At 42.6% G+C, this 20645-nt stretch carries 17 protein-coding genes and 1 tRNA gene; 12 read left to right on the plus strand and 6 right to left on the minus strand.

Annotation, left to right across the window (positions count from 1 at the left end; all coding sequences use genetic code 11):
* Nucleotides 1–9: 9 nt before the first annotated feature.
* The 3 genes from CFE23_RS00755 to CFE23_RS00765 are packed head-to-tail and all read left to right on the plus strand — an operon-like array spanning nt 10 to nt 3280.
* Entirely contained in the window at nt 10–1089 is a 1080-nt protein-coding gene (locus CFE23_RS00755; protein WP_291082547.1) for a radical SAM protein, read from the plus strand.
* Between the two features lie 6 nt (nt 1090–1095).
* Nucleotides 1096–2616, plus strand: a complete 1521-nt coding sequence (locus CFE23_RS00760) for a radical SAM protein (protein ID WP_291082550.1) — start codon at nt 1096–1098, stop codon at nt 2614–2616.
* A 1-nt stretch (nt 2617) separates the two neighbouring features.
* Nucleotides 2618–3280, plus strand: coding sequence for a methyltransferase (locus tag CFE23_RS00765; protein ID WP_291082553.1), 663 nt, complete (start codon nt 2618–2620; stop codon nt 3278–3280).
* Here CFE23_RS00765 and CFE23_RS00770 read toward each other — a convergent pair.
* On the minus strand, nt 3275–4294 hold the full coding sequence (locus tag CFE23_RS00770) for a LacI family DNA-binding transcriptional regulator (protein ID WP_291082555.1): 1020 nt from the start codon (nt 4292–4294) through the stop codon (nt 3275–3277). The two genes, CFE23_RS00765 and CFE23_RS00770, sit on opposite strands and share 6 nt — an antisense overlap.
* 232 nt (nt 4295–4526) lie before the next feature.
* Here CFE23_RS00770 and CFE23_RS00775 point away from each other — a divergent pair, with 232 nt between their 5' ends.
* The 7 genes from CFE23_RS00775 to CFE23_RS00805 all read left to right on the plus strand — a co-directional run bounded on the left by CFE23_RS00775 (nt 4527) and on the right by CFE23_RS00805 (nt 13002).
* Nucleotides 4527–5264: a ferritin-like domain-containing protein gene (locus CFE23_RS00775; protein ID WP_291082558.1), complete on the plus strand. Its 738-nt coding sequence runs from the start codon at nt 4527–4529 to the stop codon at nt 5262–5264.
* 21 nt (nt 5265–5285) lie between these two features.
* Nucleotides 5286–6101, plus strand: a complete 816-nt coding sequence (locus CFE23_RS00780; RefSeq protein WP_291082561.1) for a ferritin-like domain-containing protein — start codon at nt 5286–5288, stop codon at nt 6099–6101.
* Nucleotides 6102–6319: 218 nt separating this feature from the next.
* Entirely contained in the window at nt 6320–6775 is a 456-nt protein-coding gene (gene rplM / locus CFE23_RS00785; RefSeq protein WP_291082564.1) for a 50S ribosomal protein L13, read from the plus strand.
* The gene (gene rpsI / locus CFE23_RS00790) at nt 6775–7161 is read left to right on the plus strand and encodes a 30S ribosomal protein S9 (RefSeq protein ID WP_291082566.1); all 387 of its coding nucleotides are present in this window, start codon (nt 6775–6777) and stop codon (nt 7159–7161) included. Before rplM ends, rpsI begins: the two co-directional genes overlap by 1 nt.
* A 185-nt stretch (nt 7162–7346) precedes the next feature.
* Nucleotides 7347–8195: a 30S ribosomal protein S2 gene (rpsB, locus tag CFE23_RS00795; RefSeq protein ID WP_291082569.1), complete on the plus strand. Its 849-nt coding sequence runs from the start codon at nt 7347–7349 to the stop codon at nt 8193–8195.
* Nucleotides 8196–8303: 108 nt separating this feature from the next.
* Entirely contained in the window at nt 8304–9125 is an 822-nt protein-coding gene (gene tsf, locus CFE23_RS00800) for a translation elongation factor Ts (RefSeq protein WP_291082572.1), read from the plus strand.
* A gap of 127 nt (nt 9126–9252) precedes the next feature.
* The gene (locus tag CFE23_RS00805) at nt 9253–13002 is read left to right on the plus strand and encodes a TraB/GumN family protein (protein WP_291082575.1); all 3750 of its coding nucleotides are present in this window, start codon (nt 9253–9255) and stop codon (nt 13000–13002) included.
* A gap of 10 nt (nt 13003–13012) precedes the next feature.
* On the opposite strand, the gene CFE23_RS00810 is transcribed toward CFE23_RS00805, so the two are convergent.
* Nucleotides 13013–13537, minus strand: coding sequence for a hypothetical protein (locus tag CFE23_RS00810; RefSeq protein WP_291082578.1), 525 nt, complete (start codon nt 13535–13537; stop codon nt 13013–13015).
* Nucleotides 13538–13696: 159 nt separating this feature from the next.
* Here CFE23_RS00810 and CFE23_RS00815 point away from each other — a divergent pair, with 159 nt between their 5' ends.
* On the plus strand, nt 13697–16954 hold the full coding sequence (locus CFE23_RS00815; RefSeq protein ID WP_291082580.1) for a reprolysin-like metallopeptidase: 3258 nt from the start codon (nt 13697–13699) through the stop codon (nt 16952–16954).
* 46 nt (nt 16955–17000) lie between these two features.
* On the opposite strand, the gene pth is transcribed toward CFE23_RS00815, so the two are convergent.
* The 3 genes from pth to CFE23_RS00830 all read right to left on the minus strand — a co-directional run bounded on the left by pth (nt 17001) and on the right by CFE23_RS00830 (nt 19712).
* The gene (pth, locus tag CFE23_RS00820) at nt 17001–17621 is read right to left on the minus strand and encodes an aminoacyl-tRNA hydrolase (RefSeq protein WP_291082583.1); all 621 of its coding nucleotides are present in this window, start codon (nt 17619–17621) and stop codon (nt 17001–17003) included.
* A gap of 286 nt (nt 17622–17907) precedes the next feature.
* On the minus strand, nt 17908–18519 hold the full coding sequence (locus tag CFE23_RS00825) for a 50S ribosomal protein L25/general stress protein Ctc (protein WP_291082586.1): 612 nt from the start codon (nt 18517–18519) through the stop codon (nt 17908–17910).
* 251 nt (nt 18520–18770) lie between these two features.
* Complete coding sequence (locus CFE23_RS00830) at nt 18771–19712, minus strand: ribose-phosphate pyrophosphokinase (RefSeq protein WP_291082588.1); 942 nt, start codon at nt 19710–19712, stop codon at nt 18771–18773.
* 209 nt (nt 19713–19921) lie between these two features.
* On the opposite strand from CFE23_RS00830, the gene CFE23_RS00835 reads away from it, so the two are divergent.
* A tRNA-Leu gene (locus tag CFE23_RS00835) sits at nt 19922–20001 on the plus strand.
* Between the two features lie 265 nt (nt 20002–20266).
* Here CFE23_RS00835 and CFE23_RS00840 read toward each other — a convergent pair.
* A complete protein-coding gene (locus CFE23_RS00840; protein WP_291082591.1) occupies nt 20267–20578 on the minus strand; it encodes a hypothetical protein in 312 nt (103 codons plus the stop codon).
* Between the last annotated feature and the right edge of the window lie 67 nt (nt 20579–20645).

Genomic DNA, 20645 nt, shown 5'->3' on the forward strand with positions numbered 1-20645 from the left:
AAACCCCAAATGATTGAACGCGCGCTAAGATATGCGAATAAAAAAATCCTTCCAGAAAACTATATGTTTTCGCCGGAATGGATTGTATTGGGTGTAAACAATACCTGCAACCTGCATTGTAAAATGTGCGATGTGGGAACCATGAGCCTTGAAACGAATTTCGCCAAAAATCTTGTCGGGACTACACCGCTAAACATGCCGATTGAACTTTTTGAAAGAATTGCCGACCAAACCCAGCAGTATTTCCCAAAGGCAAAACTCGGTTTCGCTTTTACCGAACCTTTGGCCTACCCGCATATTGTCAAAGCAATTGCTTATGCCACAGAACGAAATCTATATACTGCGGTTACCACCAATGCGCTATTACTTCCAAACAAAGCAGAAGCGCTCGTCAACGCCGGCCTGAAGGAAATATTCGTGTCGTTGGACGGCTTGCAGGACACGCACAACATGATTCGTGGAAACGAAAAATCATTCCAGAAAGCTCTTGATGGGATCCGAAAATTATTCGATTTTGAAAACCACCCCAAAGTCTCGATTGTAAGTGCAATCACAGAATGGAATGCCGAAAACCTGAACGCATTTGCAGATTATTTTAAAGACCTGCCGCTGCATGAAATCGGTTTCATGCATACCCAGTTTGGCGAGCCCTCAATAGCGGTAATGCATAACAAATTATGGGGGAATATTTATCCTGCCACCGAATCAAATCTCGACGAAATCAACCTGAACAATATGAATTTACCTTCATTGCTGGAACAGGTAAAAGCAGTCAAAGCAAGTCGCTATCCGTTCCGTGTTTATTTTTCACCCGAGCTTAACGATTTGGATAGTATGGAGATCTACTACCACAAATCTGAGGTTATTCTGGGTAAAAGATGTGAAGCGGTGTATACCAGCATCATGATCAAATCCGACGGCTCAGCAATTCCGGCGCATGGCCGTTGTTACAATCTAAAAGTGGGAAATATTTACAACGACACATTGAAGGACCTTTGGAATTCTCCCGTGTTTGGCAAATTCAGAAAAGACCTTAGAGACGCCGGCGGTTTTTTACCAGCCTGCAGCCGTTGTTGCAGTGCATTTTAATAAAAAATGAAAAATAAAACCATCATATTTAATCCAAGAAGTGCCAACGGCAAGCACCGGATCCCCAATTCGATCCTGCAGGTCGGCGCTTCCATTCATGGCAAATATGAGTATGTTTTTGTCGATGGCAACCTGGAAAAAGATCCTTGGCAGACGATTGAGAACTATCTGAAAACCGGCGAATTCAAATACTTCGGCTCTACAGTAATGCCAGGTCCGCAGTTGCGCCAGGCGATTCCGTTTACAAAAAAAATCCGTGAAGAATACCCCGGCATCATCACAGTCTGGGGTGGCTATTTCGCTTCGAACCAATACAAATCTGCATTGCATTCCGGAGTGGTTGACTATGTGATCAACGGCCCGGGTGACAATACCTTTCCGCAATTAATTGAAGCCATCGAAAGCAGGGAAACGGAGCGTATTTTCCTGATCAAGAACCTGATTTATAAAAATGACAAAGGCGAAATTGTTAAAACCGCCGTCGAAGCGTTATTGGACCAGGATACGCTGCCAAAATTCCCGTATGATTATCTTAACTCCTTTTATCCGGTCAGGGATTACCTAGCGAAAACTTTCATGGGAAATAAAACGCTGTCGTATCATTCCAGTATGGGCTGTCCATTCTCCTGTTCCTTCTGCGCCGTTGTCCCGATATATAATGCGAAATGGAAAGGAATGTCGGCAGCAAGGATTTATGAAGATGTCAAATATTTCAAGGAGCAACACAACATCGACGCGGTAGAATTTCATGACAATAATTTCTTTACATCCAAAAAAAGGGTGTTGGAATTTTCAAACCTGATCATGCATGACAACATCAGCTATTGGGGCGAGGGCCGAATCGATACCATCAATATGTATTCCGATGACGACTTAAAACTGATGCGGCAGGCGGGTTGCAAAATGATTTTTCTGGGAGCCGAAACCGGAAATGATGCCGTCCTGAAGCAAATGAATAAAGGCGGTACCCAAACCGGGCAGATGATCAAGGATTTTGTGTTGCGGATGAAAAACGCGGACATCATTCCTGAACTCTCGTTTGTGCTTGGAATGCCTGCCAAAACGGAAAAAGAAGTGTACGAGCAGATTTTATGGGACATCAATTTCATTAAAGAAATCAAGGTCATTAATCCTCATGCGGAAATCATTATCTACCTATTTAGTCCTGTGCCAACAGAAGGATCTGAATTGTACAGACAAATCATCGATGCCGGATTTTCTTTCCCCGAAACACTTGAGGAGTGGATTTCCCCCAGCTGGGAAAATTTTGACCTCCGCAAAAATCCTTTGACCCCGTGGTTGAAACCTTATATGATTGATACCATAAAGAACTTTGAAACGGTCCTAAATGGTTACTACCCTACTGTTTCCGATTTCAGGATTAAAGGCTATAAAAAAAGATTGCTAAAGACCGTCTCCGGGTTCCGCTATAAAACCGGTTTGTATCATTACCCTTATGAGATTAAAGCTTTGCAAAAACTTTGGAAATACCGCCAACCCGAAATTGAAGGGTTTTATTCAGAATAAAATGAAGTTTATTCTCAAACGAATATTCAGTCCTTTCTTAAAAAAAGCCAGCAGCTTGTACCTGCGCAAGCCCAGGAATTTCAGCTACAACGGCATTTCAGTAATGGTTATGCCATCGGTATTCCCACCATTTATGACCCACAGCACAAAAATCCTCGTGGATTTTATAACACCGATTGAACTGAGCGGCAAAACGTTCCTCGAATTGGGATGTGGCTGCGGCATCGTTTCCATATCGGCGGCAAAAAAAGGCGCCATTGTCACTGCAACGGATATTAACGAAACAGCACTGACCGCATTGGAAAAAAACGGAGGGATTAATGACGTAAAACTGGACATATTGTATTCTGATCTTTTTCAAAATCTACACGAACGATACTACGACTTTATTATTATAAACCCGCCCTATTACCCGAGAAACCCAAAATCGATCGGCGAGAATGCCTGGTTTTGCGGTGAAGATTTTAATTACTTCGAAAATCTATTTTTGCAGCTGCCCCAATTTACTACGCTTGACAATCAAATTTACATGATTCTTTCTGAAGATTGTGCACTTGAAAAAATAGAAGCCATCGCATTAAAAAATGGAATGGTGTTTAATTCGATATTGGAGAAAAAAGTCGTTGGCGAAAAGAATTACATCTTTAAGATTGCACGACTATAATTTCCTGGTCGAATCGCGCTGGCGCAATTCTGTCTTGATTACGGTGGTCTGCGGCTTGATTTCCTCTTTGCTTTCAAGTCTTTCGATTAATAGTTTTGCAGCGGCTTCGCCAATTTCAGGACCATGCTGGCTCACTGTGGAAAGGCTCGGCGTCATTCTCCGGGACCATATCCCATCAGCAAAGCCGATTACCGAGAGTTCTTCCGGAATTTTTACCCCTCGCTTTATTGCGGCTTTCATCGCCATGGTTGACGCATGTTCATCCAGTGCAAAAGCACCGTCTGGTTTTTCGTTGTCGAATACCTTTGCTACCCTGTCATTAAAATCGTCTTCCGCGTCCGTTAAGATGACCAGATTGTCATTGGGTTTAATGCCGTGCTTTTCAAGTGCTGCAAAATACCCCTTTGCCCGAAGCTTTCCGACACTAAGGTTATCAATCGCCGAAAACAATGCTATTTTCTTGCATCCCAACTTAATAAGGTGTTCTGTGGCATACACGGCCGAGTCGTAGTCGTCAACCACCACCTTATCGCAATCCACCTTTTCTGCGATCCGGTCAAACATCACAATTGGCGTACCATCATTTATAATATCGACAAAGTGTTGGTGCTCGTCTGCCTTCTGCGCTTCTTCGGATACCGAAAGTATAAATCCGTCAATCGTACCGTTGCTTAACATGTCAAGCGTATGAATTTCCTTCTCCAATGATTCGTTTGAAATACAGGTGATCACATTATATCCCTTCGCTTCAGCAACCTTTTCAATGCCACTGAAAACTTTGGCAAAAAACGCATTCATAATGTTTGGGATAATTACCCCGATGGTTTTTGTTTTTCGGTTTTTCAGGTTTAGACCGATGATATTCGGTTTGTAGTTTTTCAGTTTCGCAAACTCCTGAATTTTAATCTTCGTGGGTTCACTAATCTCAGGGCTGTCATTTAACGCCTTGGAAACGGTGGATACAGAGACATGCAGCTCTTTTGCGATTTGTTTTAAGGTAGCTTTTTCTTTCATTGGTTAAATGATTTTCAGGCAATATTAAAAAATTAGTGTGAATTGTATAATATTTTTAAGATAAGGTGAAACAAAGGGCGATTCCATTTAATGAATTTTACAATACCAAAACAAACTTCCAGTAAACAAGCGCAAAGTTGATTGTCCGGCTAGGTGTTAATCGCTATTCACAAATATACGATTATATCAATACCGGAGTAGAATGATTATTAACCATTTTTAAATGTTCATTATGAAAAACACAGTGAAAATCCAGGAAGTCAACCCTTCTTTTACAAACAGAAGGAGTTTCCTGAAATTAAGCGGTCTGACCGTAATCGGAACCGGGCTATTGTTAGCCGGATGTAACGATACCGATGACGACAACAACGATCAAAATCAACTGCCTGGTGTAAGAAATGGCGTGTTTGACTTGGGTGGAGGCGACTTGGGCGTACTAACTTATGCTTACGCATTAGAGCAACTGGAAGCGGATTTTTACACAAAAGTTGTAAACGCATCTGGGTTTAACAGTTTTCCCGACGCGGACCGTCAGGTACTGACTGACCTTTACCACCACGAGGTAATTCACCGCGAATTCTTCAAAACCGCATTGACAGGCGCGCTACCGGACCCATCAACCCAATTGCTTCCTGCCCTTGCGTTTGACTACGGAAGCCTGAACTTCAACAACCGAGACCAGGTCTTGGCCACTGCCAAGGCACTTGAAGACACCGGCGTTGCAGCGTACAACGGCGCCGCCAAACAAATTACGAGCGTAGATTATCTTCTACTGGCCGGAAAAATTGTATCTGTTGAGGCAAGGCATGCTTCAGCCATCCGAAGCCTGATTAATCCAAACTCCAATTCATTTGCGGGAGACGACGTGATCAGCACATCAAACGGACTCGACCAGGCGAAAGAGCCCGCTGAAATCCTTGGTGTAGCCGGAGGGTTTATCACTACAGAGTTCACTGCAAATTATTTATAATCACTTTTAAAAATCAGAATCATGAATATTATCAAATTTTTAGAGTCATTTACCAATGAGGAAATGATGCGCAGTGAAGGCTCAAGAAGAGACAGTTTCGGACAATTCGGAAAGATAGGAAGAAACCTGGCGCTTGCCGCGGTACCATTTGGGCTCGCTACCATGACATCAAAGGTTTTTGCATCAGATATTACAGCAACACCAGCGACCCCAACCGGAGCGCTGCAGTTTGCACTTATATTGGAATACCTGGAAAAGGAATTCTACCAGTTGGGCCTGGATTCCGGAGTGATCCCAACCGGCGGAAGGGACGAGAAAGTCTTCATGCAGATTTCTGCACATGAAAGCGATCACGTGACGTTCTTAAGCAACGCACTTGGCGCAGATGCACCTGCAAAACCGACTTTCGACTTTACAGTGGGAGGCGCTTTTGACCCGTTTAACGACAACGGAATTGGCCAGGCTACAGCTTATGCCCAGTTCCTTGCCTTGGCCCAGGCCTTTGAGGACACCGGCGTGCGTGCTTATAAAGGACAGGCAGGAAACCTGATCACTCAGCCCGCGTTGCTAACCGCAGCGTTGCAAATCCATTCTGTTGAAGCAAGACATGCTTCGGAGGTAAGGAGATTGCGCGGACTTAAAGGATGGATTACCGGAAACCAACGCGGCGCAGGAATGCCCGATGCCACACAGGCGGTATATAATGGTGAGGAAGTCACATCGCAAGCTGGATATAATACCGCTGCGCTCTTTGGAGCCGATGCCGGTTCTGAGGCCTATGATGAACCTTTGACTACGCAACAGGTCGTTGATATTGCCAACCTATTTATAGTGTAAGCTTAATTTAAGTTTATACCCATGAAAACCATCCCCACGGATGGTTTTTTTTAGTTTAAAGTTTAAGGGTAAGGTTTTTGAGTAACTTTAATCGTTAAGTTTTGAACTTGTATAAATCCCTCAAAATAATCTTTTACAGACATTTGCATTTAAAATAAATAATCGTACTTTTGCACTCCCTTTATTGGGGATGGAATGTTTAATTAAAATAAATTATTGTGAACACATTAAGTTACAAGACAATTTCAGCCAACAAGGCCACTGTAAGCAAAGAGTGGATTGTTGTTGATGCTGACGGTCATAACTTGGGTCGTCTTGCTTCCAAAGTCGCTATGATCTTGAGAGGAAAGTACAAACCGAGTTACACACCGCACGTGGACTGTGGCGATAACGTAATTGTTATCAACGCGGAAAAAATCAACCTTACGGGTTCAAAAATGGATGACAAAATTTACATGCGTCATACCGGTTACCCAGGAGGTCAGAGAACCTTAACTGCTAAAGTTTTACAGGCTAAAAACCCTGCTGCTTTAGTTGAGAAAGCTGTAAAAGGCATGCTTCCAAAAAACAAATTGGGCGCTGAACTTTTCAGAAACCTGAATGTAGTAGTAGGTCCAGAGCACAAACAAGGCGCTCAAAAACCTAAAACTGTTAACCTAAACGATCTTAAGTAATGGCAGTAATCCACAAAATCGGCAGAAGAAAAACGGCCGTAGCACGTGTGTATGTTTCTGAAGGAACAGGAAAAATCACCGTAAACAAAAAAGAATTCGCAACTTACTTTCCGACCGCTACTTTACAGTACAAAGTAATGCAGCCAATGACCATGACTGAAAACGCAGACAACTATGACGTTAAGATTAACGTGTATGGTGGTGGTGTTACAGGCCAGGCAGAAGCTGTGAGAATGGCTATTGCAAGAGCAATGTGTGAAGTGGGTGAAGGAAACAGAGCGATCCTTAAACCAGAAGGTTTATTGACAAGGGACCCAAGAATGGTTGAACGTAAGAAGTTCGGTCAGAAAAAAGCCCGTAAGAGATTCCAGTTCTCTAAACGTTAATATTACCTGTCCTGTGCTGAGCGTACAGGGCATCAAGTTCATTAAATTATTAAAAACTAAGTTATTGTTACTATTCCCGCTGAGGCTGGAAATTAGTTTAGCATCTAAATGAAGCCAATAGCCAACAGCTAACAGCTGACAGCTTATGGAACATTGCTAATTCGACAGAACGTAAACTATTACAAATGGCAAACAAAGTAGAAGTTAAAGAATTACTGGAAGCAGGTGTTCACTTCGGACACATGACCAGAAAATGGGACCCAAACATGGCCCCTTACATTTATATGGAGCGTAATGGTATTCACATCATTAACCTATATAAAACCGCAGCTAAAATCGAAGAGGCTAACGACGCCCTTAAAAAAATCGCTGCATCAGGTAGAAAGATCTTATTCGTAGCTACCAAAAAACAAGCAAAAGACATCGTTGCTGAGAAAGCAAAAGCTGCAAACATGCCTTACATCACTGAAAGATGGCCAGGCGGAATGCTGACTAACTTCGTAACCATCCGTAAAGCTGTTAAGAAAATGGCTACGATTGACAGAATGAAGAAAGACGGCACATTCCAGACACTATCTAAAAAAGAGCGTTTACAGGTTGATCGTCTGCGTGCAAAACTAGAGAAGAACTTAGGTTCTATCGCTGATATGTCAAGACTTCCTGCCGCGTTATTCGTAGTGGATATCAAAGCAGAACACATCGCAATAAAAGAAGCACAGAAATTAAACATTCCAGTTTTCGCAATGGTGGATACAAACTCTGACCCACGTGAGGTTGATTATGTAATCCCTGCAAATGATGATGCTTCTAAATCAATAGAGAAAATTTTATCTTTAGTAACAAACGCAGTAATCGACGGTCTGTCAAACAGGACTTCTGACAAAGAAGATGCTGGTGATGACGTTGCTGACGAAGTGGAAGCACCGGTAACTGCAGCTGCTCCCGTAGCGGAAGCGCCTGTAGTTGAAGAAGCTCCTGTGGCTGAAGTAGCAGAAGAAGCTGCTCCTGAAGTGACTGAGTCTACTGAAGAATAAAACAAAAACAATTACGAATTATGAATTATGAGTTTACGTGCTGCGTAATTCATAATTTGTAATTCGTAATTCATTTTAAAAAATCTTTTAATCTTTAAATAAAACACAATGGCAACAATCACTGCTGCAGACGTAAATAAATTAAGAACAATCACAGGTGCCGGAATGATGGACTGCAAAAAAGCACTTGTTGAAGCGGATGGGGATTTCGATCTTGCAATCGAAAACCTACGCAAAAAAGGACAAAAAGTAGCCGCTAACCGTTCAGATCGTGAATCGACTGAAGGAGCTGCTGTAGCGGTAGTAAGCGCTGACAAAACGGAAGGTGTTGCAATCACTTTAAATTGTGAAACCGACTTCGTAGGTAAAAATGAAGGTTTCGTGAAACTTGCAAACGACTTGGCAAACCTTGCTTTACAATTTGATACAAAAGAAGATTTCCTTGCTGCTGATTTCAATGGCATCACTGTCGCTGAGAAACTCATCGAGCAAACAGGGGTTATCGGAGAGAAAATCGAAGTAGCCTCTTTCGAAAGATTGAAAGGCGCGTTCGTTGGATCATACGTTCACTCTGGTAAAATTGCCACTTTGGTAGCACTTTCTGCTAACGTTGAAGGCGCTGAAGAAGCTGCTAAAAACGTGGCAATGCAGGCGGCTGCGATGTCTCCAATCGCTCTTGACGAAACTGGCGTTGACGCCGCAACTGTTGAGAAAGAAATCGAAATCGCAAAAGACCAATTGCGTCAGGAAGGCAAAGCTGAAGCTATGCTTGACAATATCGCAAAAGGAAAATTACAGCGTTTCTTCAAAGACAACACTTTGGTAAACCAGGATTACATTAAAGACGGTTCTATGAGTGTTGCTGCTTATGTAAAATCTGTAGATGCAGGTCTTACAGTAACAGGCTTCAAGAGGGTTGCTCTGGGATAATTATAATTCAAAACTACTTAAGAAAAGGCGCTGGTTTATTCCAGGGCCTTTTTTTATTTAATCATAACACTATTGAATTTCATTAAGCGTTGTCTATTATATTTGTTTAACTGAAAAAACAAAACCCTTGAAAAAAATTGCACTGCTACTCGCAATCCTGTCAGGCCCGCTGTTGACAGCCCAAAAAAACAACAGCCTGCTCTGGGAAATTTCCGGTAACGGACTCTCAAAAAATTCGTATTTGTACGGAACAATGCACGTGAGCGACAAGGTTTCCTATCACTTGTCAGACGCTTTTTTCAAACACCTGATGGAAGCCGATATTGTAAGCAATGAAAGTGACCCCGAAAGCTGGGAGGAATTCTCCCGCGACCGCTATCGTGACAACATGCCGGAATACTATTCCAGGAATTATAAATTCTACAGCTATTTCTACCTAAAACCCATTGAAAAAGAAACCCTCAAATACTTGTTTACAGGCAACAGCTACTACGCTGGTTTAATGTCGCTAAATTATTACGATGACGTGAGCGTCGACTACCAGGAAAGCAATGTCCTCGATATGTTCATATACCAAACAGGACGAAAATATAAAAAACGGATTGTTGGACTCGAGAACGCTAAAAAATCAATGCAACTCTTTTACAGCGTCACAGGAAAAGACGCGCGGCCCAAAGATGAAAACAAGTTGCTCGCCCTGAAAATCATGAAAAACCGCCCGCTTGACGAAGCCATGAAGGATTTGTACCGCGAGAAGGACATTGTGATGCTGGATTCGCTTTCGAAACTGACATCTTCGGAAAAATCTCATGAAGCAATGATCGTTAAACGCAACATCACTATGGCGCGCAGCATCGATTCGCTGGCAAAAACCGGAAGTGTATTCGCCGCCGTTGGCGCCGCCCACCTCGCAGGAAAGCAGGGCATCATCGATTTGCTGCGCGCTAAAGGCTATACGTTAAAACCGGTCATTGATTCGCTGACGAACGCGGGTAAAAAGCAGAAAAAGATTATCGAGGAATATTTTCCCGAACCAGAATTCAAGCTTGCTACCACAAGGGACAACATGATATCAATGCCCATGACAAAGAATATCAGGGATGAAGACTATAATATCGAATCTCCGGATTATACCAATGGCGGCGTCACGACCCTCAGGCGTGTACCGTTGAATTATTTTATGAAGAAAGATGCAGACCTATTAAATCCCAAATCCCTTGATAGTCTTTTCTATGAGGGGATTGCCGGAAACATCCTCGAAAAAAAATATTTTGAACAGGAAAATTTTTCAGGGTATGACATCCGGAACATCACCAAAACAGGAAATACGCAGCACTCACGCTTCTACATCACGCCTTTGGAGATTATTGTAATTTCGATGACCGGCAAAGGCGACTATGTGAAACAATATGAAAATCGCGTATTCGACAACATCAAAATCAAGGCTTTCAAAAAAGATTGGGACCTCGTCAGCCCGAAACGCGGCGGGTTTGAAGCTTTGATGCCCTCCTTCGCATCAATTTTCGGCGCAAATCCTGACAAGAGTGACGACATCAACATCCAGGCATACGATCCTAAAGAGAAAGGATCCTATTTCCTCTCTGAAAAAACCCTCAGCGATTTATCTATGCTCGAAGAGTCCGAATATGAGCACAAACAAATCCACTACGAATTTTACATGCAGCACAGCGCCGACACCACGGAGACGCGCTTTGACAAAAACAAAAACGCATACGAATCGGCGTCGACAATCGGCACTAAAAAAATACGGCTCAAAAGCATTATCAAAGGCAACAAATACTACCTTCTGGGAACGGTAAATGCCTCTAAAGAAAATACTTCGCGTTTCTTCGAGTCATTCTCCACGAAACCCTGGCTGTTTGATGCGGCAACAAAGGTTTACACCGATACCATTGCCCAGTTCAGCATTACAGTGCCCGAAAAACAAAACCGGCAATTGTTTTCACAATTTCCATCAAGGGAATCGTCCCATAAAAATATTTTTGAACAGGAACGTGAATATTATAATTTCAATTCCGAGACCGGCCAGAGTATCTCGATGGCATTTGTGAAAAACGGAAAATACGAACGTGCGTTACCATTGGATTCAATCCGGAAAAAACTGAACAAAGAATGGCTCACTGAATTCACCTCAAACGATACTGGCGCGGACAGCACGGCAACTGTTTACGACGAGTATGATTACGACTATAGTAGCAGTACCGCAAGAATGGCTTTCAACAACGCGCTTTACAATCACCGAAAAGGCTATGCAGCCAACCAATGGAATTCGCTCATCGATCAGGAGAAAGACAACTATGAGTTCGTAAACCAATCTCAAACTTTTGACAAGCCTCACAACAGGCATGTGATCGACGCAGTAGTCTCTAAACCAAATGCCACGCAGGCCATACGGTATAGGGCTTACGTTTATGATGATCGGATCTTCACTTTTTCAGCGCTGACTGACAAAATCCAAAATGAGGACACGAAGTTCATGGAACGAACAATGAACTCACTTGAACCGACAGAAAAAAGCAAATTTTCAGATTCGAAGGAAAAAATCAAGACTTTTATTGATGATGCCAACAACCCTAAAGATACCATCCGCTATTCCGCCTTATCCTCAGCTGATGTATTGGAAATTACCAGAACGGATTTTCCGGCAATGCGAAATTTCATCAAAACGTTTACATTTAACGATAAGGAAAGCGAGAAATTCGCCAAACAAACAATACTCGCTAAAATCATCAGCATAGAAAGTCCTGAAGCTCTTGCTTTCGCCGACGAATTTTACAAGAGCGCTGAGGCCACTACCACAGACCAGCTTACGATTTTACGCGCTTTGGCAACACATAAAAGCAAAGCAGCATACACGAAAATCCGCAATCTAATGGAATATGACTTGCCACTGCCGCAGTCCCGTTATGAAATAGTGAACCTGTTTACACAGTTTAAAAACAATGGCGCCCACAGCAGGCATTTGTTTCCGGCTATCTTTGAATTTTACAGCATTCCGGAATACAATGAACCAATACTTGATTTCGCAGGCTATTTATTGGACAAAGACTTCATTTCTTCAAAAACACTCAAATCGTACCGAAAGATGATTGTCACCAATGCAAAATTAGAATGTAAACGGATGGTGACATGGAAACAAAACAATCCGGAAACGACACAAACGGACAATACAGAAGAAGCTGAAGCATCGGTTATCGAGGAATACACACAAAACGATACGCATGTGCCCTCAGAAACGATTATCAGCTACCTTGAACTGATTTACAGTCTTCCACAAGGCAACCAAACAACTGCATTGATCACAAAAATCAAGGCACTCGATATTCCGGAATTGAATACCGAATTGATGCGTCTGGATTTTCTAAATGATAAGCTCGGTAACGATGATATCACGAAGTTGTTGCACAACCCCCAATATGCCTACCCATTAATTTCACTATTGGCGAACCGTGGTAAAAACGAGCAATTTGCCGCCTTAACAGCTGATGAAATGGCTGTTGATGCACTGACAAACTTTAATCAGCTCACACCAAAGGATCCGATAACGATCGTATCTAAACGCACCATCGACTACAGGAGTCGGAAGGTTACATTTTATTTTTTCAGTTATCCTGCCAGGCCATCATACCGAAATGTTTCTAAGAAGGAATTCGTTGCAATCGCATTTATCAATGATGCAAACTCCATAAATCCGCTGGCGTATAAAGTTTTCAATATGCAGGCACCCGAAGATGAGGAAAAGGACCTGGAGCGAAGAATCCAGAGTGTTATCAATGCCGCGTTAAATGAAAAACACACCAGGGCAAGTTTTGAAAAGGAAGATGAAATGCACGCCCAATATTTTTGGGAATACTAGTTCATGCATTTTAATTCCTGATGCTAAAAGTGACTGAATTCAAAACTTGTGGGGTTTTATCCGTTTTGAAATCAAGGCTGTAAACCCTTTCTCCGGTATTCCCCGAAATTCTGAGCGTTCCATCTGTAATTTTGTAATAGCCTGTTTGTCCTTTGCAATAACAAAATCGACCAAAAAGCAATTTTGCGTTCTGAAGTGCATTCCCTTGTAAAACCGAAGACTTATTTTCGTTTTTTGACTCAAAGATGATCTCCTCCCGATACGTTCCATCCTGTACGCCATCCGGCACATTGCGGTTATACGCGACCTTGTATACATTTGTACCAATTTCGTCCATTAATTCATAACTCCTATTCCCGAATTCATCTTCGTGGACGACCAGCGATTTTCCTGCAGTCATTTCCACTGTACATTTTCCATCAGCGGGGCAACCGGACAAAATAGAAATGTGTTGACCATTGTGATCCAATACCGGCCTGGTGTTGCAGCAGATGAGCGTGAAAAATCCTAAAAAAAACAGTATCAATTTTTGCATATCAAAAAGAATTTCAGTGTTTTGGGGTGTTTAAAAGTACAAAAAATATTTTAACACAAAAATGTGTGAAATTCACAACGCTTTCATGAACAATTGATATTTTTTTTGATACATTTGGACACTTTTTTAATTTTTAAAAAATCTATACCCCCCTTTAAAATGAAAAATATTTTACTTTTTTTAATCACAATCGTTTTCTCGGGCCAGATTTTGGCGCAAAAAAACAACGTGTGGCGCAGTGCAGACCCGGCTGCTTTTTCAAATCGCGAGAAAATCAGAACTGGCGCTTATTCTGAGAACCAAAAATTTTACACATTTGATGTAAGTGCGATCAAAAGCCAACTCGCAAATGTGAATAAACGATTTTCAGCTGATGCTGGTGTAAAGATCAGTATTCCTAATGTAAAAGGCGAAATGGAAGAATTCCTGGTTTGGGAGAATTCCAATTTCGAACCAGAACTTCAGGCAAAATTCCCTGAAATCAGGTCGTACATTGGACGCGGTATTACCGATAAAAATGCAAAACTATATTTTAGCCTGTCACCAGAGGGAATTCAAACAATGACTTTAAGGGCTGATAAAGGTTCAGAATTTATTGAGCCTTATACAAAAGACCGTTCACTGTATGTATTGTTTGATTCTCAGACAAGACTGCAGAACAGCCTTCCTTTGGTTTGTAGTACAGCAGACATTGCTGTAAACAAGAACATCAACAGCAGCCCAAGTGTTGCGCGATCAAACAATGGCTCCTACAAAACCATGCGACTCGCGCTTTCCTGTACAGGAGAATATGGCATATACCACGGTGGTACTGTTGCAGGCGCACTGGCAGCAATGAACGCTACCATGACGCGTGTAAATGGCGTTTATGATATAGACCTTGCCATCCACCTTAACATCATTGCGAACAACAATCTTGTGGTTTTCACCAATGCAACCACAGACGGCTATTCTGCAGCTTCCAATATGGGCAACTGGAATGGAGAGTTGCAGGCAAAACTTACTGCTGTTATTGGAGAAGCAAATTACGACATCGGCCATTTATTTGGCGCAACAGGCGGCGGCGGAGATGCCGGCTGTATTGGTTGTGTATGTGTCAATAATCAGAAAGGAAGTGGGATTACATCTCCCTCTGACGGTGTCCCGATGGGAGACAGTTTTGATATTGATTATGTAGCTCACGAAATGGGCCATCAAATGGGAGGCACACACTCCTATTCTGTAAGCTATGAAGGCTCTGGAACGAATGTTGAACCGGGAAGCGGCTCTACCATTATGGGTTACGCAGGAATTACAGGCAATACAACTGATGTTCAGTCAAATTCCGATGATTATTTCACGTATGCCAACATCATTCAAATACAGCAAAATCTTGCCACAAAAACGTGTCCGGTATCTACCCCAACGGCCAATTCAGCCCCTGTTGTGAATGCTGGTGCTGACTATACTATCCCAAAAGGAACGCCATTTGTGTTGACAGGGAGTGCATCTGATGCTGACAATGACGTGTTAGATTACACTTGGGAGCAATTTGACGACGCATCGAACGCCACATCAGGCAATGCGAGTATTGCCTCAGCTACAAAAGTCGCTGGCCCTACTTTCCGTTCTTTTTCGCCTACTGCTGCTCCAATTCGCTATTTCCCGACGATGAGCCGAATTTTAACGAACTCACTCACCAGTTCATTTGAATCTGTTTCAAATGTTTCAAGGCCATTAAATTTCACGCTTACAGCCAGGGATAATTCTATCAATGGCGCGCAAACCAATACAGATGCAATGGTGGTAACCGTTAATGCTGCGGCAGGTCCATTTGCCGTGACGGCGCCAAATAGCGTAGTGAGCTGGCCTGCAGGAAGCAACCAAACGGTAACATGGAATGTTGCAGGGACTACAGCCAATGGAATAAACGCAGCTTTTGTCGACATCTATTTTTCTTCAAACTCGGGCGCCTCATTTAATACCCTTTTGGCAAGCCACGTGCCTAATGATGGCTCTGAGATAGTCACCATCCCAAATTCCCCAGGAACATCAAACCGCATCATGGTAAAAGCAAACGGAAACATTTTCTTTGATATTTCGAACACCAATTTTGCGATTACGTCCCCTGGTGCAACGCAGGCTATTTCCTTTTCAGGCGTCGAGGGTGACCAATATAAATTGGTCTGCAATGGCGATAATCCAGTAACTTATAACATCAATTACACTGCGCTTGGCGGCTTTTCAGGAGCTACAACTTTTTCTGCAACCGGAAATCCGGCCGGATCTACTGTTAACTTTTCTCCAGCATCTGCCTCTGCTACAGGAAGTGTGGTGATGACCATCGATAACCTGTCTACCAGTCCGGCGGGATTCTATACTATAACAGTAACCTCTACCTCAGGTGCTATTACAAAAACAGCTAATTTTTACCTTGTTCTTGGTTTAGGTGTTCCAACACTAACGTCACCTGCCAACCTGGCAATTGGTCAGGCTCCGAATGTAACACTATCATGGTCAGCAGCCACTGGCGCAACCAGCTACAGTATCCAACTCGCAACAGACAGTAGTTTTGCCAATATCGTTTCAACCGCTTCGTCCAATACCAATTCCTACCAGACAAGTGGTTTAAACGAGTTAACCACATATTACTGGAGGGTGGCCCCATTAAGCGCTGAATGCAACTCGAATCCCTTATATGGAGCGCCGTTTCAGTTTACTACCGGGCATTTTGTATGCACAACTGTATCTTCTACGAATATTCCGTTGACAATATCCCAAAATGGCACACCTACGATAAATTCTACATTGAATTTCCCCGCAAATGCAACGATTACAGATGTAAATGTAACCATGCAAATTGTCCATTCGTATGTTGAAGACATCACAGCAACATTAATTAGTCCAGCTGCGACACAAGTCCAATTATTTTCCGGGCTTTGTGGCGACGCGAACAATGTGAATGCTCAGTTTGACGATTCAGGCACACCAATTGTATGTGGTACCGGAACTGCAATTTCCGGTATCCGCAAACCTGCCAATGCGCTCGCTGCTTTTAACGGACAGGCGTCCAATGGAACCTGGACACTCAGGATTGCTGATGGCGTATCCGGCGATGGCGGAACGTTAAACAGCTGGAGCATCAACATCTGCACCGTTGAAATTCCGCTTGGCATTGAAGGAAATACACTGTTCAATTTTGCTGTGTATCCAAATCCAAACAACGGAAGCTTCAATGTTCAATCAGACAAGCTGACTTCAGACAAAGTGAATATGACGGTTTACGACATTCGCGGAAGGGTAATCTTCCAAAAAGACTATAACGGAAGTGCTAACTTTAACGAAAACATTCAGCTGAATAATGCTGAGGCAGGAATCTACCTGCTATCGGTTTCTGACGGTCAAAACAAAGAAGTAAAAAGAATTGTGGTACAATAATCACCATCTTGGATAAGAAAAAGGGAAAGCAATGCTTTCCCTTTTTTTATTTCACGTTATAAGTAGTCATTGTGTTTTCAAGCCCGGCTGTCCCAAAGGAGCGAACCGCATTCGCAGCCATCTCAAGCCTTTCGGGCAACTTCATCTTTTCATCGTCATCCCATTCCCCCAGTACATAATCCACCTGCTTTCCCTTCTTGAATTCATCGCTGATCCCAAAACGGAAGCGCGTGTAATTTTGCGTATTCAACATCTGATTGATACTTTTAAGCCCGTTGTGGCCGCCATCGCTTCCTTTGGGTTTAATCCGGATTGCGCCGAACGGCAGGTTCAGGTCATCCGTAATGACAAAAATATTCTCCAACGGTATGTTTTCTTTATCCATCCAGAATTTCACCGCTTTGCCGCTCAGGTTCATGTATGTGTTCGGTTTCAAGAGAAAATAGGTTCGGCCTTTCAATTTATACTCAGCCATAGCGCCGAGTTTGACGGTTTCAAACGACAACGATTCCTGCTTCGCCAGAAAATCCACTACTTTAAAACCAATGTTATGGCGTGTATTGACATATTCTGCGCCGATGTTGCCGAGGCCGACGATTAAATATTTCTTCATGGGATCGATTACTTCTTTTGATTTTGGAGTGAATAGTTGTAATAGCCAGTTCATCGGGCAAAATTAGAAAAATTAGTCAATTAGATAATGGGATAATTCAGAAATGATATGCCATTATACAACAATTAACCAGCCCGTCCCAAAACTTCGGGAGAAGCGGCATCCTTTTTACGGCTCCTTTAGACTGAAAAAAGATATAGCCTGGATTGGCTCCTAAAAATTTAAACCATTAAGATATTAAGTTGAATTGAGATTACACTTAATACTCTCACTTCCCTATTGATCGTTCAAAAAAAAAGCACCGGTTTCCCGATGCTTTTCCATAATATGTTGAAAAGAATTATTTCTTCTTTCCTCCTTTTGCAGGTGCTTTTGCTGCTTTTGCTGCTTCCTGAGCTGCTTTCATCGCCGCACGTGAGATACGAACCTGAGCCACAACCGTGTTGTCAGGGTGCATCAATTTGTACTTGTCAGAAGTCAGGCTGGTAACATACATTTTGTTACCCATCTCCATAGGCGTGATATCCGCCTCGATGAAATCTGGAAGGTTTTTAGGCAACGCTTTCACTTTCAGACGACGTTGGTTCAAACGAAGCACACCCCCTAAAAGTACACCAGGAGAAGTTCCTGTTACTTTTACTGGTACTTCCATGATGATTTCCTTGTCATCTTTCAGTTGGAAAAAGTCGATGTGAAGGATTCTGTCAGACACAGGGTGTACCTGAATATCCTGCAAAACCGCATCGAATTTTTTACTCCCAAGGTCGATCACAACGGTGTGCGCGTTTGGGGTGTAAACCAAATTCTTGAATTCTTTCTCTTCAGCTGAGAAATGAACTGGTTGACCTCCTCCGTATAATACGCAAGGAACCGCTCCAGCATTACGTACCGCTTTGGTTGCTACCTTGCCCACGCTTTCTCTTTCTGATCCTTTAATTGTAATCGATTTCATTGTAAAAATATATAGTTAATAATAAAACTCTTTATTGGGCTATCAGCTTTTAGCTATCGGCTGTCAGCTTTTTTGGGCGTTACCTTCGGCCCGGGCTTTTCGCTGCAATCTTTTTTATTTTGTCATCCCGAGCGCAGTCGATGGGTATTTCTTCTAAATAAAAAAGGATTTCCGCTTCAATCCCTAACGCGGGTAACGTATTCCTTCAAATCTTTTGTCCGGCTTTGGACTTTCCGACTTTAGTCGTTCGACTACATTAAAAATTTCCCGCTGATCGAGTTGTTGTTCTGTACCATTTGCATCACTTCTGCAAACAGCGGTGCGCAACTCACGACCCGTATTTTTGGAGATTGCTTCTTCAACGGAATCGAATCCGTTACAATCAGCTCACTCAATTGCGACTTTTCTATCTTGTCGTACGCCTCGCCGGATAAAATGGCATGCGTACAAATCGCCCTTACACTCAATGCACCTTTCTCAATCATCAGGTCAGCGGCTTTCGCCAACGTTCCTCCCGTATCAATCATGTCATCTACCAAAATTACGTTCCTTCCCCTGACTTCACCAATCAGCTCCATGGTATCAATCACATTGGCGGCTTTGCGCTGTTTGTAACAAATCACCACGTCAGACTCCAGGAATTTCGAATACGCATATGCCCGTTTTGATCCGCCCATATCGGGTGATGCTATCGTCAGGTTCTCGAGATTCAAACTTCTTACGTATGGTAAAAAGATCGTCGAGGCAAACAGGTGGTCCACCGGTTTCTCGAAAAACCCCTGAATCTGGTCCGCATGCAAATCCATCGTCATGATCCGTGTTGCACCGGCTGCATCAAGCAGGTTGGCTACAAGCTTCGCCCCAATCGGAACGCGCGGCTTGTCTTTCCTATCTTGTCTTGCCCATCCGAAATACGGAATCACTGCGGTGACGTGTCTTGCCGAGGCCCTTTTTGCAGCGTCTATCATCAGCAGCAGTTCCATCAGGTTGTCGGCACTTGGAAAAGTGGAGCAAACGATAAAGACCCGCAATCCCCTGATTGACTCTTCATAAGAAGGCTGGAATTCCCCATCACTATATTTAGAGAACGTTACTTTGCCCAGCGGCACACCATATTTCTCGGCAATTTTCTCAGCGAGATAAGTGCTTTGTGAACACGCAAATATCTTTGCTTCCGGTTCCAGGTTAGACATTGTATTTTGTTGTTTAATAGTTAGTTAGTTGTGTGTCGCGTTAACGAGGTGCAAATTTAGAAATAAAATCGGAGTTAAAAAGCATATTTTTGAGTAATTTTTGTTTTACAAGAAAGAATATTTTTTACATTTGCACCGTGTTAGAAAGGCAGTAACATTATTTTACTGTTTTTTGCGTACATATCGAAGGATTCGATATTGTCTCTCAAGCCCGGATGGCGGAATTGGTAGACGCGCTGGTCTCAAACACCTGTGGGAAACCGTGCCGGTTCGACTCCGGCTCCGGGTACATAAAACCCCTGAGGAATCAGGGGTTTTTTTATTGCTCATTTTGTAAAGAATACAACAATCGAAGGAGGCAAACTTTTAAAGGTTCGACTCCGGCTCCGGTACTTAAGCTCCTTGTAATGAAGAGCTTTTTTTTTGCACTATTTTAAAGTTGGAAAACAATTCGCAGGAGGCAAACCCGCAAAGGGTACAATTTGGGCTTACTCGCAAAATAAAAGGCTTATTGAATCTAACAATAAGCCTTAATTCGAAAATTTGCTGGAAATTTATTTTGCCGCAGTGGTTTCACTGATGAGCTCGCCTTGAGCATCAAACTGGATAATATACAATTCATCGTCGACCTTCAAACCCACTTCGTACACTGTACCGCCTTTCTTATCTTTCATTTTTGAGACGTACGTCACTGCCTTTGCAGGGTAATTTTCCTTAATAAATTGTCTTGCCTCTTTTGGAAGATTTGACATTCTGACTGGCGCTTTCACCTCAGCTGTTTTTAACGAGGCAGGCTGTTTGCTTTCAAAGTTACCAAAAGCAGTAACGCTTAAAAAAACAGCGAATGTTGTGATCATCGTTTTCATAACTTCAATGTTTAAGTTCATATTTCATTCTCTCAAATAAAATTAAACAATATGACAGTTAAAGTTT

The sequence above is a fragment of the Flavobacterium sp. BFFFF1 genome, from assembly GCF_002256285.1.
GTDB lineage: Bacteria > Bacteroidota > Bacteroidia > Flavobacteriales > Flavobacteriaceae > Flavobacterium.